The sequence below is a fragment of the Caballeronia sp. LZ065 genome (genome assembly GCF_031450975.1).
Classification (GTDB): Bacteria; Pseudomonadota; Gammaproteobacteria; order Burkholderiales; family Burkholderiaceae; genus Caballeronia.
Map to the genome: position 1 here is coordinate 1518770 of NZ_JARUXV010000001.1, position 17174 is coordinate 1535943.

General features: G+C 65.3%; 18 protein-coding genes and 1 pseudogene. 10 read left to right on the plus strand and 9 right to left on the minus strand.

Annotated features, from left to right (window positions below; all coding sequences use genetic code 11):
• Positions 1-33: 33 nt before the first annotated feature.
• The 3 genes from QCE63_RS06955 to QCE63_RS06965 all read right to left on the minus strand — a co-directional run bounded on the left by QCE63_RS06955 (position 34) and on the right by QCE63_RS06965 (position 2809).
• Entirely contained in the window at positions 34-927 is an 894-nt protein-coding gene (locus tag QCE63_RS06955) for a LysR family transcriptional regulator (RefSeq protein WP_309831819.1), read from the minus strand.
• Between the two features lie 64 nt (positions 928-991).
• On the minus strand, positions 992-1915 hold the full coding sequence (locus QCE63_RS06960) for a LysR family transcriptional regulator (RefSeq protein WP_309831821.1): 924 nt from the start codon (positions 1913-1915) through the stop codon (positions 992-994).
• 57 nt (positions 1916-1972) lie between these two features.
• Complete coding sequence (locus QCE63_RS06965; protein ID WP_309831823.1) at positions 1973-2809, minus strand: IclR family transcriptional regulator; 837 nt, start codon at positions 2807-2809, stop codon at positions 1973-1975.
• Positions 2810-3061: 252 nt separating this feature from the next.
• On the opposite strand from QCE63_RS06965, the gene QCE63_RS06970 reads away from it, so the two are divergent.
• The 6 genes from QCE63_RS06970 to pcaC all read left to right on the plus strand — a co-directional run bounded on the left by QCE63_RS06970 (position 3062) and on the right by pcaC (position 8269).
• Positions 3062-3754, plus strand: a complete 693-nt coding sequence (locus QCE63_RS06970; RefSeq protein ID WP_309808028.1) for a 3-oxoacid CoA-transferase subunit A — start codon at positions 3062-3064, stop codon at positions 3752-3754.
• 25 nt (positions 3755-3779) lie between these two features.
• Complete coding sequence (locus QCE63_RS06975; RefSeq protein ID WP_309831825.1) at positions 3780-4436, plus strand: 3-oxoacid CoA-transferase subunit B; 657 nt, start codon at positions 3780-3782, stop codon at positions 4434-4436.
• A 65-nt stretch (positions 4437-4501) separates the two neighbouring features.
• Complete coding sequence (gene pcaF, locus QCE63_RS06980; protein ID WP_309831828.1) at positions 4502-5704, plus strand: 3-oxoadipyl-CoA thiolase; 1203 nt, start codon at positions 4502-4504, stop codon at positions 5702-5704.
• A 4-nt stretch (positions 5705-5708) separates the two neighbouring features.
• On the plus strand, positions 5709-7085 hold the full coding sequence (locus QCE63_RS06985; RefSeq protein ID WP_309831830.1) for a 3-carboxy-cis,cis-muconate cycloisomerase: 1377 nt from the start codon (positions 5709-5711) through the stop codon (positions 7083-7085).
• 3 nt (positions 7086-7088) lie between these two features.
• On the plus strand, positions 7089-7877 hold the full coding sequence (gene pcaD, locus QCE63_RS06990) for a 3-oxoadipate enol-lactonase (protein ID WP_309831831.1): 789 nt from the start codon (positions 7089-7091) through the stop codon (positions 7875-7877).
• A 2-nt stretch (positions 7878-7879) separates the two neighbouring features.
• Positions 7880-8269, plus strand: a complete 390-nt coding sequence (gene pcaC / locus QCE63_RS06995; protein ID WP_309808034.1) for a 4-carboxymuconolactone decarboxylase — start codon at positions 7880-7882, stop codon at positions 8267-8269.
• Positions 8270-8342: 73 nt separating this feature from the next.
• Here the strand turns inward: pcaC and QCE63_RS07000 are convergent, their stop codons facing one another.
• From QCE63_RS07000 to QCE63_RS07010, 3 genes and pseudogenes are all read right to left on the minus strand, one after another.
• On the minus strand, positions 8343-9641 hold the full coding sequence (locus tag QCE63_RS07000) for a DUF3443 domain-containing protein (RefSeq protein WP_309831834.1): 1299 nt from the start codon (positions 9639-9641) through the stop codon (positions 8343-8345).
• A 9-nt stretch (positions 9642-9650) separates the two neighbouring features.
• On the minus strand, positions 9651-9860 hold the full coding sequence (locus QCE63_RS07005; protein ID WP_309831836.1) for a DUF2844 domain-containing protein: 210 nt from the start codon (positions 9858-9860) through the stop codon (positions 9651-9653).
• 61 nt (positions 9861-9921) lie between these two features.
• Positions 9922-10122: pseudogene (locus QCE63_RS07010) on the minus strand (hypothetical protein); the annotation flags it as partial.
• A 412-nt stretch (positions 10123-10534) separates the two neighbouring features.
• Between QCE63_RS07010 and bamC the strand changes: the two are divergent.
• Positions 10535-11773 (plus strand): outer membrane protein assembly factor BamC, encoded by a 1239-nt coding sequence (gene bamC / locus QCE63_RS07015; RefSeq protein WP_404990086.1) that lies wholly within the window; start codon positions 10535-10537, stop codon positions 11771-11773.
• Positions 11774-12258: 485 nt separating this feature from the next.
• A complete protein-coding gene (locus tag QCE63_RS07020) occupies positions 12259-12549 on the plus strand; it encodes a putative quinol monooxygenase (RefSeq protein WP_309831838.1) in 291 nt (96 codons plus the stop codon).
• 31 nt (positions 12550-12580) lie between these two features.
• Here the strand turns inward: QCE63_RS07020 and QCE63_RS07025 are convergent, their stop codons facing one another.
• From QCE63_RS07025 to QCE63_RS07035, 3 genes are all read right to left on the minus strand, one after another.
• On the minus strand, positions 12581-12841 hold the full coding sequence (locus QCE63_RS07025) for a DNA-binding protein (protein WP_309831840.1): 261 nt from the start codon (positions 12839-12841) through the stop codon (positions 12581-12583).
• A gap of 161 nt (positions 12842-13002) precedes the next feature.
• Entirely contained in the window at positions 13003-14613 is a 1611-nt protein-coding gene (gene aceB / locus QCE63_RS07030) for a malate synthase A (protein ID WP_309831842.1), read from the minus strand.
• 78 nt (positions 14614-14691) lie between these two features.
• Positions 14692-15459, minus strand: coding sequence for a haloacid dehalogenase type II (locus tag QCE63_RS07035; protein WP_309831844.1), 768 nt, complete (start codon positions 15457-15459; stop codon positions 14692-14694).
• Positions 15460-15651: 192 nt separating this feature from the next.
• Between QCE63_RS07035 and QCE63_RS07040 the strand changes: the two genes are divergently transcribed.
• Both QCE63_RS07040 and QCE63_RS07045 read left to right on the plus strand, forming a co-directional pair.
• Positions 15652-16566, plus strand: coding sequence for a LysR family transcriptional regulator (locus tag QCE63_RS07040; RefSeq protein WP_309831846.1), 915 nt, complete (start codon positions 15652-15654; stop codon positions 16564-16566).
• A gap of 68 nt (positions 16567-16634) precedes the next feature.
• Positions 16635-17069, plus strand: coding sequence for a universal stress protein (locus tag QCE63_RS07045; RefSeq protein WP_309831848.1), 435 nt, complete (start codon positions 16635-16637; stop codon positions 17067-17069).
• Positions 17070-17174 lie beyond the last annotated feature (105 nt).

Genomic DNA, 17174 nt, shown 5'->3' on the forward strand with positions numbered 1-17174 from the left:
CACGTCGGCCCTCAAGCACGAATACGAGTAATCCTAATAAGGCGGGCGATCGCTCAGCGCGTCGGAGAGAAAGTCGATGAAGGTCCGCACCTTGCTCGTCATGAACTTGCGGCTGGTGTACGCCGCATACACGGATGGCGAGAACGCCGAATAGTCCGGCAACACCCGCAGCAGCGTTCCGGATGCAAGCTCCGGTTCCACGATCCAAGCCGGAAAATACGCGAGCCCGAGCCCGGCGCGCACGAGTTGCAGCGCCATCGCGGTGTCGTTGGTCTTGAGGACGGCCTGATGCTTGACGGTGAACGCGCCGTCTGGCCCGCTCAGCGTCACCGATTCGATATTGGTGTAGGTCGGCAACACCAAGCGGTGCCGAGCGAGATCGTCGGGGTGACGCGGGTGGCCCTGGCGCTCAAGATAGGCGCGCGCGCCCGCGAGCATGAAAGGCATCCTGCACAGCGGTCGCACGATCAGCGAGGGAGAAGGGTCGGAGGTCGCCCGCAAGGCCATGTCATAACCTTCCTCGACGAGATCGACGAAGCGGTTCTCCAGCCGCAGATCCACCAGCACGCCCGGATAGCGCGCCTGATACGCCACCAGGAGTTCAGCGAAAGTGGGATTGGCAAACCAGCCCGGCGCGGTCACCTTGAGCACGCCCTGGGGCTGCGCCGTCTGCGCGCCGACGGCCGCCTCCGCGGCCTGCAGGATATCGAGCGCCTCGCTGCATTGCTCGAAGTACACGCTGCCGGCTTCGGTGAGACTGAGATGTCGCGTCGTCCGGTTCAAGAGACGCACGCCCAACTGCCGCTCCAGATTCGCGACGTGCTTGCTGGTCATGGCGGTCGACATGTCGAGGCGCTCGGCGGCCTTCACGAAGCTGCCCGCCTCGACGACCTCGCGAAACACCCGCAGACTGGTCAGCGCATCCATCGATCATTCCTGCCGGGCGATAAAACTGCGATGTTAGCGGGATTCATCATCCACCGAGAGCAGGCTACTTTGGCCATTCGTCGAGTTCATCGTTGAACAGGGCGGCGACGACGCCACGCAGCCATTGCGTGCGCGCGTCGTTATGGAACTTGCGATGCCAATGCTGTTTGAGATCGAAGCGCGGCAGCGCGAGCGGCGGCTCGGCGAGCGTGATCGAGGCGTGTTCGGCAACGTACGCGAAGCCGATCGCATGCGGCACCGTCGCGATCAGGTCGGTGCGCGACAGGATGAACGGCAGGCTCATGAAGTGCGGCGTTTCGAGCACGGCGCGGCGTCGCACGCGCTCGCGATCGAGATGGTTCTCGAGGATCTCCTGGCTCCGGCCTTCCGCGCGCACCACGGCATGTCCGCAGGCGAGGAAGCGCTCAAGCGTCAGCGGTTCGCGTGCAAACGGGTGATCGCGCCGCATCAGGCAGATGAACCGGTGTGAAAATAGCCGTTGCTGGAAGAAGTTGTTGCCGCGCAGATCCGGAAAATAGCCGATGGCCAGATCGATTTCGCCGGCTTCGAGCCCGCGTCCGACATCGCCATGCGAAGCCGACACCGAGCGCAGGTTCGCATGCGGGGCCTGCTGCGCGAACGCCTGCAGAAGACGCGGCAGGAACACGATCTCGCCCACGTCCGACAGCGCGATCGAAAAGGTTTCCGCGCTCGTGGACGGATCGAAATGCTGCCGGTCGAGCATGCCGCGCTCGATGCGGGCGAGCGCCTCGCGCGCGGCGGGCACGAGCGCGAGCGTGCGGGGCGTCGGCTCCATGCCGCGCGCGGTGCGCACGAACAGCGGGTCGTTGAAATACTCACGCAGCCGCGCGAGCGCGGTCGACACCCGCGGCTGGCTCACGCCGAGCCGCTCGGCGGCGCGGCTCACGTTGCGCGTTTCCTCGATGGCGACGAGGTACGGGATCAGGTTCAGATCGAGATCGTTCATGGCGCTTTGGCGGCAGGCCGGATCATGTCAGGGGCGTTCATTACGTCCAATGCACCATCAACCGCGCCGCGCGACCATGTCCGACACGCGCTGCGCCGCATCCAGCAAGGGCTCGAGAAAGGCCTTCACCATCTGCTTCGCGCTCTTGCGCTGCGCGTTGCCGCTGATGTTGAGCGCCGCGATCACCCGGCCTTGCCGGTCGCGGATCGGCGCGGACATCGAGATCAGGCCTTCCTCCAGTTCCTGATCGACGATGGCCCAACCTTGCGTACGCACGACGGCGATCGCCGCTTTCAACACGTCGCGGTCGACGATCGTGCGCGGCGTGCGCGCCACCAGCGGAGTCGCATCGAGGATGGCGGCGAGGCTGGCTTCGTCGAGCGCGGCGAGCAGGACGCGGCCCATCGAAGTGCAGAACGCGGGCAGCCGGCTGCCGATGGAGAGGTTCTGCGTGATGATCTTGTGCGTCGGCACCCTCAGCACATAGACGATCTCCGCGCCGTTCAACACGGCCGCCGAACAGCTTTCGTGCACTTGTCCGACGAGATCCTCCATGACCGGTTCGGCGAGATTCCAGAAGGGCATCGACGTCAGGTAGGCGAAACCCAGGTCGAGGATTTTTGGCGTAAGTTGGAACAGGCGGCCGTCCGCCTCGACATAGCCGAGCGCCTGCAAGGTCAGCAGAATGCGGCGCGCGCCCGCGCGCGTGAGCCCGGTGGCCGCGGCGACGTCGGTGAGGGTCTGCGCCGGCCGGCTGGCGTCGAAGGAGCGGATCACCGAAAGCCCGCGTGCGAACGACTGCACATATGCATCGCCGGGACGCGACTGCGCATCCGGTGCGTCCGGTGCATCCGGCGGATCGATCTCGGAAGCGGAAGAGGCTGATGGTTTCATAGGTGTGATCCAGGTGGCGCGAAGCGGCGGCGGCTCCGTGAAAACCCGCACTTCGACAGTGCTTCGTTGACACGGCAACAAACGCAGGACTACCATGCCGATGTTCGCTAAACGAATCCATGTTCGCATATCGAACATTCGCTGGCAAGTCCGCTTTTATGTCCGCTCGCAAGTCTGATTTCGAGCAGATAAACCCTGGAACGGGACGGGCGCCTGTCGCTGACGCGGCGTCCAGACTGGAGAAGAACGGCAATGATCAACAAGATTTTCGATTCGCTCGCCTCGGCCGTGGCCGACGTCCACGACGGCGCGACCATCATGATCGGCGGTTTCGGTACGGCGGGCATGCCGTCCGAGCTGATCGACGCGCTCATCGAGCAAGGCGCGCGCGACCTCACGATCGTCAACAACAACGCCGGCAATGGCGACATCGGCCTGGCTGCGCTGCTGAAGGCGAAGCGCGTGCGCAAGATCATCTGTTCGTTCCCGCGCCAGACCGATTCGCACGTGTTCGACGCGCTGTATCGCGCGGGCGAGATCGAGCTCGAACTCGTGCCGCAGGGCAATCTGGCCGAGCGCATCCGCGCGGCGGGCGCGGGCATCGGCGGATTCTTCACGCCGACGGGCTACGGCACCAAGCTCGCGGAAGGCCGCGAAACGCGCGAGATCGACGGCAAGCACTACGTGCTGGAGTCGCCGCTGCACGCGGACTTCGCACTGGTGAAGGCGTTCAAGGGCGACCGCTGGGGCAATCTGGTGTATCGCAAGACGGCGCGCAACTTCGGCCCGATCATGGCGAGCGCCGCGAAGACGGCCATCGTGCAGGTGTCGAAGGTCGTGCCGCTGGGCGAACTGGACCCCGAGAACATCGTGACGCCGGGCATTTTCGTGCAGCGCGTGGTGGAAGTGCCGCAAGCGGTGCATCAAGCCGAACTCGCTGCCTGAACGAACGTTGAGCAAGGACATAGCCATGAAGAAACTGACTCGTGATGAAATGGCCCGGCGCGTGGCCGCGGACATTCCCGAAGGCGCCTACGTGAACCTCGGCATCGGTGTGCCGACGCTCGTCGCCAATCACCTCGCGGCGGACCGCGAAATCTTCCTGCATAGCGAAAACGGCCTGCTCGGCATGGGCCCGGCGCCGGCCAAGGGCGAGGAAGACGACGAACTCATCAACGCCGGCAAGCAGCACGTCACGTTGCTCACGGGCGGCGCGTATTTCCATCACGCGGATTCGTTCGCGATGATGCGCGGCGGCCATCTCGATTTTTGCGTGCTGGGCGCATTCCAGGTGTCGGCAGACGGCGATCTCGCGAACTGGCACACCGGCGCGCCGGACGCGATTCCGGCGGTCGGCGGCGCGATGGATCTGGCGATCGGCGCGAAGCAGGTCTACGTGATGATGGAACTGCTGACCAAGCAGGGCGAAAGCAAGCTGGTCGCGCAGTGCTCGTATCCGGTGACGGGCGTGCAGTGCGTGGATCGCGTGTACACCGACCTCGCCGTGTTCGACGTCACGCCGGAAGGCTTCGTCGTGCGGGAAATGGTGGAAGGCCTGTCGTTCGATGAGCTGCAGAAGCTCGCGCAGGTGCCGCTGCAATATGCGCCGCTGAGCGAAGCCGCCTGAACGGCATACCGAGCCCGAGCCAACGCCCGAGCCTCAGAGACACAAGACAATACTGGAGCCAAGCAATGAAAGAAGCCTTCGTATGTGATGCGATCCGCACGCCGATCGGCCGTTACGGCGGCGCACTCTCGTCAGTGCGTGCCGACGATCTCGGCGCCGTGCCGCTGCGCGCGCTCGTCGAACGCAACAAGGACGTGGACTGGGACGCGGTCGACGAAGTGATCTACGGCTGCGCGAATCAGGCGGGCGAAGACAACCGCAACGTCGCGCGCATGTCGGCGTTGCTGGCGGGGCTGCCGGTAGGCCTGCCGGGCTCGACCGTGAACCGTCTGTGCGGCTCCGGCATGGATGCGATCGGCATCGCCGCGCGCGCGATCAAGGCGGGCGAAGCCACGCTGATGATCGCGGGCGGCGTCGAAAGCATGAGCCGCGCGCCGTTCGTGATGGGCAAGGCGACGAGCGCTTTCTCGCGCGCTGCCGAGATCCACGACACGACCATCGGCTGGCGCTTCGTCAATCCGCTGATGAAGAAGCAATATGGCGTCGATTCGATGCCGGAAACCGCCGAAAACGTCGCCGACGACTACAAGGTGAGCCGCGCCGATCAGGACGCGTTCGCGCTGCGCTCGCAGCAGAAGGCCGCCCGCGCGCAGCAGGACGGCACGCTGGCGCAGGAGATCGTCGCGGTGACGATCGCGCAGAAGAAGGGCGATCCGCTGATCGTCGAGCGTGACGAACATCCGCGCGAAACCACGCTTGAGGCGCTCGCGAAGCTGAAGGGCGTCGTGCGGCCGGACGGTTCGGTGACGGCCGGCAATGCGTCGGGCGTGAACGACGGCGCGGTCGCCATGCTGATCGCCGACGAAGAGAGCGCGCAGCGCCACGGCCTCACGCCGCGCGCGCGCATTCTCGGCGTCGCCACGGCGGGCGTGCCGCCGCGCGTGATGGGCATCGGCCCGGCGCCGGCGTCGCAGAAGCTGCTGACGCGCCTCGGCATGAGCATCGACCAGATGGACGTGATCGAACTGAACGAAGCGTTCGCCTCGCAAGGTCTCGCGACGCTGCGCATGCTCGGCGTGGCCGACGACGACGCCCGCGTCAATCCGAACGGCGGCGCCATCGCGCTGGGCCATCCGCTCGGCGCGTCGGGCGCGCGTCTCGTCACGACCGCGAGCTATCAGCTGCACCGCACCGGCGGCCGCTACGCGCTGTGTACGATGTGCATCGGCGTGGGCCAGGGCATCGCGATCGTCATCGAGCGCGTGTGACCGCATGTTCGCAGCCACGGGACGTCTCACCGATCTGATCTGCGGCAGCGAGGCCGCCAACGCGCTCTGGTCGCCGCGCGCGACCGTGCAGGCGATGCTCGACGTCGAAGCCGCGCTCGCGCGTGCATCGGCGCTGCACGGCGTGATTCCGGCGAGCGCCGTGGACGCGATCGTCGCCGCGTGCCAAGCCGACGAGATCGACGCGCAAGCGCTGATGAGCGGCGCGCAGGCGGGCGGCAATCTGGCCATTCCGCTCGTCAAGCAGTTGACGGCGGTCGTCAAGGCGCGCGACGCCGAGGCCGCGAAGTATGTGCACTGGGGCGCGACGAGCCAGGACATCATCGACACGGGACTGGTGCTGCAACTGCGCGCCGCGCTCGATCTCTTCGATGCCGACCTGCGCACGCTCGCCACGGCGCTTGCCGCGCAGGCGCAGGCGCACCGCGCGACGCCGATGATCGGCCGCACGTGGCTGCAGCAGGCGCTGCCGATCACGCTCGGTCTCAAGTTCGCGCAATGGCTCGACGCAATCACGCGTCAGCGCGCGCGCCTGGACGAGTTGAAGGCGCGTGCGCTGGCGCTGCAGTTCGGCGGCGCGGCGGGCACGCTCGCGAGTCTGCGCGACCACGCATTGCCGGTCGCGCAGTCGCTCGCGGATGATCTTCATCTGACGCTGCCGGTCCTGCCGTGGCATACGCAGCGCGACCGCATTGCGGAAGCCGCGGCCTGGTTCGGCATGCTGACGGGCACGCTCGGCAAGATCGCACGCGACATCTCCCTGATGATGCAGACCGAGGTCGGGGAAGTCGCAGAGCCGGCGGCGGCGGGCAAGGGCGGTTCGTCGACGATGCCGCACAAGCGCAATCCCGTCGGTTGCGCGGCGGTGCTGACAGCCGCGACGCGCGCGCCGAATCTGGTGGCGACGATTTTCGCGGGCATGGTTCAGGAACACGAGCGCGCGCTCGGCGGCTGGCAGGCCGAATGGGAGGCGCTGCCCGACCTCGCGCGACTTGCGGCGGGCGCGGTGGCGAATCTCAACAGCATCGTCGCGGGGCTCGAAGTGAATGCGCAACGGCTCGCGCAGAATCTCGACGCCACCCACGGCCTCGTGCTCGGCGAAGCGGTGATGCTGGCGCTGGGCGATGCCATCGGCCGGATGGAGGCGCACAAGCTGGTGGAAGCGGCATCGAAGGCGGCGGTCGCGAACGGCCGCCCGCTGCTTGAAGAACTCGCCGCACACGAAACCGTGATGCGCCATGTGTCGCACGCGCAACTCCAGTCCCTGCTCAATCCGGCGAACTACGTCGGACAGGCGCAGTCGTTCGTCGATGCCGCCATCGCGAACGCCAACTTGAAAGAACCGAAAGAACGGGAGCGTTAAAACATGCCTCTTGCTGAAGTCAACGGAACCCGGCTTCACTATCGCGTCGATGCCACGGCGGGCGACAGCGCCCCGTGGCTCGTGCTGTCCAACTCGCTCGGCGCGGATGTGTCGATGTGGACGCCGAACATCGAGGCGTTCGCGCAGCATTACCGGGTCCTGCGCTACGACACGCGCGGCCACGGTCATTCGGACGTGCCGCCGGGGCCGTACACGATCGACCAGCTGATCGGCGACGTGATCGGCCTCATGGATCATCTGAAGATCGAGCGCGCGCACTACTGCGGGCTGTCGATGGGCGGTCTCACCGGCATCGGCCTGGCGGCGCGTCATCCGCAGCGTTTTGCGCGCGTCGTGTTGTCGAACACGGCTGCGCTGATCGGTTCGGACGCCGTGTGGACGCCGCGCGCCGCGAAAGCCCGCGAGCCGGGCGGCATGCCCGCGCTCACCGACGCCGTGATCGCGCGCTGGTTCACCGCGCCGTTCATCGAGCGCGAGCCGCTCGCGCTCGCCAACATCCGCGATGTGTTCCGCCATACGTCGGGCGATGGCTACGCGTCGAATTGCGAAGCGATCCGCGACGCCGACCTGCGCGACGAAGCGAAGACCATCGCGCTGCCGGTGCTGATGATCGCCGGCACGCACGATCTCTCGACGACCGCCGAGCAGGGCCGCGAGCTGGCGGGTTATATCGAAGGCGCGCGTTATCTCGAACTGGACGCCGCGCATTTGTCGAACATCGAAAAGCGCAACGAATACACGAGCGCCGTTCTCGACTTTCTTGGAGCATGAGCATGACCGATGACGAACGCTACGAAGCCGGGATGAAGGTGCGCCGCGCGGTGTTGTCCGACGCGCACGTGGACCGGTCGCTGGCGAACCGCACCGAACTCACGACCGATTTCCAGAACTTCATCACGCGCTATGCATGGGGTGAGATCTGGACGCGCGACGGCCTGCCGCGGCACACGCGCAGCCTCATCACCATCGCGATGATGGTGGCGCTGAATCGCAGCGAGGAACTCGCGTTGCATCTGCGCGCCGCGAAGAACAACGGCGTGACGCAGGACGAGATCAAGGAAGTGCTGCTGCAGACGGCCGTGTATTGCGGTGTGCCGGCGGCGAACTCGGCCTATCACCTGGCGCAGAAAATCTTCGACGAAGAGAAGCAGAAGCAGGCTTAGCCACGGCCGCGTTCTCGAAGCCGATACTCAAGCCGTCCCGCGCGAAGCGGGACGGCTTTTTCGCGTGCGCGGCTCAGAACGCGTAGTAAGGACCGGCGCCGGCGGGCGTCGCGCGTTCCTGGAAAGCCGTAAAGACGCGTCGGCCGAAGAAGAATGGCAAGCCCCAGTCGAAGAGATTGCTCGACGGGCCCGCGAGATTGTCGAACGCGTAATTGCCGCTGCCGAACAGGCTCGTCGAGGGCGCGACGCTGAAGTTCACCGTGCTTTGCGCGCCCGCCGGCGAGCGGATCGTCGCGCTGAGCGACTGCGTCGTCGCCGGGCAGAACCATCCGCCGCAGCGCGCGAGCGTCGTCGAAGGAAAGAACAGGCCGTTAGACCCGCTGTCGATGAAACTCGCGCCGTAGCTCGTGCCGCCGAAATCCGTCGTGACATAGGCGCTCGCCGAGTCGGCTGCGAGCACCGTGGCCGAGCCGAGCGCATTGTTGGCTTGCGAGCCGATGCCGAAGGTCAGCGTGCCGTTGACGCTGAAGGCGCCGTGGTCGGGCACGTCGGGCAGCTCGATCACCACGCCGTTGTTGTCAGTGGCGAAGTTCGCCACCGGATTCGTCACCTGCTGCGCGACCGCGAGCGGGCTCGGGGCACATGCGCCCGCAGCGCATCGGTAATACCAGCGCGGCATGGGCGAGTTGGCGCAGTTCGCGCCGCAATCGGCGACGAACGGCCCGATGCCGAGAATGCCGTTGCCGCGCAGGGTGGTCGCGTTGAGCATCGAGAGTCCCGACTGGTTGCAGTCCTGGGCGACGCCGGGCACCGCCGGGTCGGCGATGATCTGCACCGAGGTCGAGGCCGCCAATTGGCCCGCGAGCCGGATATCGGCCTGGCGCACCGCACCCCACGTATAGCCGGAGCCGAACACGGCGCATTCCGCCATCGCCGAGCCCGGCGCGCTGCCCGCGACGGGCGGCAGCGCCATTGTCGGATCGAGCGCGGAGGCCAGCACGCGCAACCCGTGCGAGCCGGTATCGACCTGGATGCCGTCGATGGTCTGGCACGTGTTCGTGCCCGGCACGCAAAGTGTCACGCTGGTTTGCAGCATGTTGCGTGTGTCGGTGGCGGTGCGGGAGACGGTGATGGGCTGCACGTTGGACGATGACGATTGCACGACGGTCGTGCTCGCGGATTGTGGCGCGTCGGCCTGCGCGGGTGCGGCTGGGGACGCGGATGAGGCGGGTGTCGCGGTCGTGGTCCCGCGGGCGCTGGTCCCGCTTGCTTCGCCATTACCTCCGCCGCCGCCGCAGGCAACCAGCAGCGAGCAGAGCGCCGTGACGAGCAGCAGCGCGCAGGGTTCAAGGAGCGCTTTGTGGCAGGACATGGCCGCCTCCTACTGAATGTCTGACGCGTTCACGCCAGGCGGCAGCGCGTTCGCGAGCCACGCGCGGCCGCTGAACTCGCGCAGGCGCATGCGGTTCTCGACGACCAGATCGCCCGTCGCCACCTGCACCGTGTGCAGTCCGAGCGTGCCCATCGATGCCAGCGCGCCTTCCTTGAACGTCTCGAAATGCGTGCCGAGGAGCGCCCGGATGTCCGGCATCGCGGGGCCCCCGCCAGGACACGGCGTAGACCGTGCCGCGTCCATCGACGTACTCGCGGATGACGATCCCGTTCGGATCGGTCGTTTCACGGAATGCCGGCACCCCCGATTGCGCCCGCCGCACGACGGCGTCCGTTGCGTCGTCTGCTGCGCGCGCGGCGCCGCCGAGATGGGCAGTCGCGGTCGCTGTCAGCAATAGAGAACCTATCGCGAGCCCCCGCGCGATATTTTTAGGATGTCTGATTTTGGTCATCGAATTCATCTCTCAAATTGGGAGTTTTCGTATTGTTTGAGAGGAGATTCTAGGGTTATGGTTATGCTTCGCAATAGATGGCTGCCTTTGGTCAAGTGTGCGTCGGACATTGCGCCCTTCCGAAAAACCCAATGCAAATCAGCGGGTTGCCGTGCGCGCACGCGTCAATCGTCGCTTCGGTCAATCGTCATAAATTGTCATTTGTGGTCGTGGCGAAGCGGCGGGGCATCCAGGCGTTTCGCTGGCGTCACGCGTTTCATCAAAGGATCGACATCAGATTCATGCGCGGCGTGCTGACTCATGCCGCAGCGCCCGTCATGAGGGATATCCCGTGTTTTTGCACCTGTGCGCGCGGGATCGGTAAAATAACGGGTTGATCCACGGAAGAACGCCCGTGGCGTAGCGGAAGGACTTTCCAGACATGACAGATTTTCGTGTAACCAGGCGGGTAACCCAGCAGCTCAGCACGCGGGCGGTCACGCGCATGACTGCGCTGCTCGCGGTAGCAGGAATCGTGGCGGGATGCGGCTCGACCAATCCCAATGCGTTCAATTACAAGAGCGATCAGCGTTCGAAGCAGGTGTCTCTGGCCGTGCCGCCGAACCTGATCGACGAAACGGTCGATCAGCGCTCGCTGCCGCCGCAGGGCGGACAGGCCTCGCTGTCCGATCTCCAGCAAGTGCAGAAAGTCGCGCCAAACGCGCCGACCGTCGTGCCGCCCGTCTCGGGCATGCACATCCAGCGGGATGGCGCTGAGCGCTGGCTCGTGGTCGACGGCAAATCCCCCGATCAGGTTTGGCCGCAAATCCGGCGCTTCTGGCAGGAGCAGGGCTTCTTGCTGGTGGTGGATCAGCGCGACAAGGGCGTGATGGAAACGGACTGGAACGAAACCCATCCGCAGATTTCCGACGGCCTGATTCGCGACACGCTCGCCAAGGCCACCGGCAATTCGTATGTCACGGCCGAGCGGAACAAGTACCGGACGCGTCTCGAAAAAGCGCCAGACGGCGGCACCTACGTGTTCATCAGCCAGAAGGGCATGCGTGAGGCGCTCACCGGCGTCAACAACGATTCGAGCCAGTGGCAAGCGCGTCCGAACGATCCCGCGCTCGAGAACGAGTACCTGAAGCGTCTGATGTCGTCGATCGCGCTGTCCGACCAGCGCACGGCTTCGGGCGGCGCGACTTCGCTGGATACGCCGGCCGTGGCCGGCGCGCAAGCCGCGAAGGGCGGCGATGCCAAGGCGGCTTCGGTTGCGGCACAGAACGTCGCGAATGCCGGCAACACGCCGATTCGCAACGAAGTCGTGCCCGAGGCCGATACGTCGCAAATCACCTTGCCGGAAGCCTACGATCGCGCGTGGCTGCGCGTGGGCACCGCGCTCGATCGCGCCAACTTCACGGTGGACGACCGCGATCGCGCCAAGGGCATGTATTACGTGCGCTACGTGGATCCGACCGACAAGCGGTCGGCGGAGCAGGGCTTCTGGAGCCAGGTCTTCCACGGCCGCACGGAAATGAAGGCCAAGCAGTATCAGGTCAATGTGCGGGCGGTGACGGAAGCGCAGACGCGTGTCGCCATCGTGGACGACAAGGGCAATCCGGACTCGTCGCCGCAAGCGCGTCAGATCATGGCGCTGCTCGCCGGGCAGATCAGCTGATCCTTCCTGCAAGACGCTGCACTGCGCAACGCCTCCTTCGGGAGGCGTTTTTGTTTGCATGGATCGCGATGAGCGTGCCTCAACCGGTCATCACATGCGCGTTTCGTAATGCGCGCTAATGCGAAACTCGCCTGCGATATGCGCAGACAATTCTTTCCATCGGGAAATGTGCGCAAGAGCTTATAAAGAATGGGCCTCTGGATAGTACATTGCATCAATGGCGCGAATCGTCGCTCGAAGCTTCTTCGACAAGCGAGTCATCACGCGCAATGAACCAGACATGCCGAACATTGGCTCGCCATGCAGCGAGCCCCGATGGCCCCGTCGCCTATCCTCGTAGGGCGACGGTTTTTGCCCGCGTTCCCACCGGAACGCGGGCTTTTTCTTTGTGCTTCGCGTTTGTGTCGCGCCCGTTTCATTCCGGCAGCGCATGACGCGGGCGGTTATGCTCGTGCTTCGTCAATCAACGAAGACAGGAGAAGCCCATGTCGGAAGTCGCCGTTGTCGCGATCTTTGTCGCGAAGCCGGGGAAGGAAGAAGAACTGAAGCAGGTGCTCGAAGCGAACGTCGAGCCGACGCGCAAGGAGCGCGGCGCACTGCAATACGATCTGCATCGCGACAACGAGGAGCCGCGCCGCTTCATCTTCGTCGAGCGCTGGGAGAGCCAGGAAGCGCTCGACGCACACGGCCAGGCGCCGCATATCCTGGCATTCCGCGCCAAGGCGCCGGCGCTGTGCGAACACGGCGAAGTGCGCAAGGCGACGAAGCTCCTCTAAGCGCCTCTAAGCCGGCAAGGACCGGACGCGATCAGTGCGTGTCGTGCGGCACGTCGAGAATGAGGATGATGGTCCAGTCGGCGTCGCCTTCGTGATGGTACTGGCGCTCCGCGACGATGAACGGCTGCTGCTTGCCGTCCGGGCCGAGAAAGAGCACGTCGCCTTCCATCGGCAGGCACTCGACGGGCGGCAGCGCCAGGTACGCGTCCTTGTTGGCGTTGCGCGGCATCAGTTTTTCGATCTTGCGCGATGCCGCTTCGGTCCATTCGATATCGAGCTGGATGTTGCTCATGCTGTCGTTCGCACGGTGAGTGCGCTCCACGGTTGAATCGTTGAAAAAGGCGATGGGCAATGTAGCACACGTCATGCTCGGACCATGATGCGCCTCAAAGGAAAAAACGGCCCGCAGGCCGTTTTTTTTCGCACGCTGAAACGTCATCAGAGACGACGCGTTCAGATCTCCTCGTACAAGGGCAGCGTCAGGAATTCGGTGAACTCGGCCGAGGTCGACATCTCCTCAAAGATCTTCGCCGCGCGTTCATAGGGCTTCGTGTCCGTGCCCGTTGCGCCGACGGCCATTCTCACCTTCTCCAGCTCGTCGATGGTGATCTCGCGCACCAGCGCGGCCGTGACCTTGCGGCCGTCGTCGAGCGTGCCCTTCGGCGAGCGGATCCATTGCCACACCTGCGAGCGCGAGATCTCGGCGGTCGCGGCATCTTCCATCAGGTTGTGGATCGGCACGCAGCCATTGCCCGCGAGCCACGAACCGAGATAGTGGATGCCGACGTTCACGTTGTTGCGCAAGCCCGCTTCGGTGATCGGCGCTTCCGGATGGAAGTCGAGCAGATCGTGCGCGGTGACTTGCACGTCGGGGCGTTGCTTGCCGATCTGGTTCGGCTGGTCGCCGAGCACGTCGACGAACGCTTTCATCGCGATCGGCACGAGGCCCGGATGCGCAACCCAACCGCCGTCGTAGCCGTCGGTGGCGTCGCGCGTCTTGTCGGAGCGCACGCCGTCCATCGCGCGCTCGTTCGCCGCGGGATCGTTCTTGATCGGAATCAGCGCCGACATGCCGCCGATCGCCGGCGCCTGGCGCTTGTGGCAGGTCTTCAGCAGTTCGAGCGCGTAAGCGCGCATGAACGGCGAGGTCATCGTGATCTTCGCGCGGTCGGCGAGACAGAAGTCCGTGTCGTTCTTGAACTTCTTGATCGCCGAGAAAATGTAGTCCCAGCGGCCCGCGTTCAAACCCGAACTGTGCTCGCGCAGTTCGTAGAGGATCTCGTCCATTTCAAAGGCGGCGAGAATCGTCTCGACGAGCACGGTTGCGCGGATCGTGCCGCGCGGAATGCCGACGGCTTCCTGTGCCGCGATGAAAACCTCGTTCCACAGACGCGCTTCGAGATGGCTCTCCATCTTCGGCAGGTAGAAGTAAGGACCGCTGCCGCGCGCGATCAGCTCGCGCGCGTTGTGGAACAGATAGAGCGCGAAGTCGAACAGGCCGCCGGACACGCGCTGGCCGTCCACGGTCACATGCTTTTCATCGAGATGCCAGCCGCGCGGACGGACGATCAGCGTCGCGATCTTGTCGTTGAGCGTGTACGACTTGCCGTGCTGCTGCAGCGAGATCGTGCGGCGCACCGCGTCGCGCAGATTGATCTGACCGACGATCTGGTTGTCCCAGTTCGGCGCGTTCGAATCCTCGAAGTCGGTCATGTAGGAATCGGCGCCGGAATTGAGCGCATTGATGATCATCTTGCGCTCGACCGGACCCGTGATCTCGACGCGGCGGCATTGCAGGTCCTTCGGCAGCGGCGCGACGGTCCAGTCGCTCTCGCGGATGGAGCGCGTGGCGTCGAGAAAATCGGGGCGCTCGCCGGCGTCGAGGCGCCGGGTGCGTTCGACGCGCGCGGCGAGCAATTCCTGGCGGCGCGGCTCGAACTGACGGTGCAGCGCGGCGACCAGTTGGAGCGCCTCGGGCGTCAGAATGGCCTGGTAGTCCGGCTTGATGTCGGCGGAGATTGCCATGCCCTTCGGCAGCGTGGGCGGATTCGAGATTGAGGTCATTGTGTTCTCCTTGGTCGGTCAGACGGTTTTGCTTGCTGGTTTTGCGTAGAGGTTTGCGTGGGGTTGATGCATGGCGAATCAGACTGGGGACGAGCGGCGCACACTGCCCGCCGTGCGGCTGCGCTCCCGCGCGGGCGGGCGTGCCGCGCTCGCTTCGACGAACGCGACGAGATCCGCCATGCCGCGCCCGCGTCCATGCGGCGCGACGCCGAGTTCCTCTGCCGCAAGCGCTGCGCGATTGATCCAGAAACTCGTGTAGCCGAACCAGGTCGCGCCCGCGACGTTCCAGCCGCTGCCCGAGACGAACACGATGTCGCGCGGCGACGCGTCGAAGGCGCGGGTGCCGAGCGCATACGCGGCGGGGGCGGGCGGATAGGCGCGCGCGGCATCGACGGACAGCACGTAATCGAACAGGCCGCTCATGCCGGCGCTCTTCACGGCGACGTCGAGCATCGGCGCGCTGCCGTTCGAGAGAATCGCAAGCGGAAGCTTGAAGCGGTCGCGCAGCGCCGTGAGCGCCGGCACGATGTCGGGAAACGTCGAGAGGCACGCGTATTCGTCGAGCAGGCGCTTTTCGGCGGCGTGGGTCAGCGAATCGGCGAGCGCGAGACGCGCGGCGGCGTGGCGCAGCGCATCGACGGTGATTTTCCAGAACGGCTCGTAGTGCGTACCGGCCGGGTCCGCGAGCGTGCGCAATTGCGTGTATTCGATCTGCTTGCGACGCCACAGCCGGGACAGCGCGACGCCGCGTCCGGGGAACAGCTGTTCGGCGGCGGCGACGACCGAATGGACGTCGAAGAGGGTGCCGTAGGCATCGAAGATGACGGCGCGCGGATGCCGGGGCATGTCGGGAAAAGACGAAGGTGTCGCAGTTGCGGTGATTGTCGTTCTGGCCGACATAGCCATGCGCTCCGTATCGAGGTCGGGATCGATTCTATTCGTGATCCAGTTAATGGAAAAAGCACCGCAACATCACTTGATCTTTTACTTTTCAGTATCTAATCTGTCTCCGGGCTTCCTCAATGACGACAAAAGCGCATGGATCGGTTCAAGCAGATAGAAACCTTTGCCTCGGTGGCGGCGAAGGGCAGCCTCTCGGCGGCGGCGCAGGCGGTAGGCATTGCGCCGGCGGTCATCGGACGCCGGCTCGATGCGCTCGAAGAGCGTCTCGGCGTCAAGCTGCTGGTGCGCACCACGCGCAAAATCACGCTGACATTCGAAGGCTCGGCCTTCCTCGAGGATTGCCAGCGCATCATCAACGACATGCAGAACGCCGAGGCCAGCGTGTCCGCGGGCGGCGTGAAGGCGAGCGGGCACTTGCGCGTGTCGGCGCCGGCGGGCTTCGGCCGGCGGCATGTGGCGTCGCTGGTGCCTCGTTTCACCGCGCAGCATCCGGACGTATCGGTGAGTCTCGACCTGACTGACCGCATGGTCGATCTCGTCAACGAAGGCTTCGACTGCGCGGTGCGGCTGGGCGAGTTGCCGGATTCGTCGCTGGTGTCGCTGAAGCTCGGCGAGAACCGGCGCGTGTGCGTGGCATCGCCGGACTATCTGGCGCGCCGCGGCACGCCCGCGGATCTCGCGGCACTCGCCCAGCACAATTGCCTGGCGCTCGGGGCATCGGCGAATCAGCAGCGCGGCTGGGTGTTCCAGCAGGACGGCCGGGTCGTGACGATCAAGGTGTCCGGCACGATGGAATGCTCCGACGGCGCAGTCCTGCACGAATGGTGTCTGGAGGGACGCGGGCTCGCGTGGCGCTCGTGGTGGGAGGTGGGCGAGGACATCGGTGAAGGACGGCTCGTGAGCGTGCTGGAAGGCTTTGCCGCGCCGCCCATCGGCATTCACGCGGTGTTTCCGCAGCGCCGGCATCTCCCGCTGCGCGTGCGCCTGTTCCTCGATCTGCTCAAGCATACGTACAACGCTCCGGGATATTGGGGGGACGAGGCGCAGTAGGGAAACGTCTCGCGGCAACGCGGCCCTGACTACAATGAAGCGTGCCCCGAGGTTCGAAGGAGGACGCCATGTTCAAGCACATCCTGGTGCCGACCGACGGCTCAGAGCTGTCGCAGAAGGCCATTGACGGCGCGATCGATCTCGCGCAATCCGTTGGCGCGCGCATCACGGCTTATGCGTGTCTGCCGCAATATCCGTATTCGCCGTTCGCGGATGTCGCCGTCGAGCCGCCCGACGACTTCCACGCCCGCGCCGAGAACGAAGCCCGCGAGCATCTGGATGCGGTGATGCGTGCCGCCGACGACGCCGGCGTGCCCTGCAACGGCGTCACGAGCATCGAGGCGGCGCCGTATATCGGCATCATCGAAGCGGCTGAGCAGAACGGGTGCGACGTCATCCTGATGGCGTCGCACGGACGCCGCGGGCTCGGTAGCCTGTTGATCGGCAGCGAGACGCAGCGCGTGCTCACGCATACCAAGATTCCCGTGATCGTGTATCGCTGAGAACCTGCCATTGCGCAGCGGGCGCCCCCCCCCGGGGGCGGGGGGGCGGGCCCCCCCGGCTGTAACAACACGCCCGAAATAACACGGTTAATACGGGGAAAAACG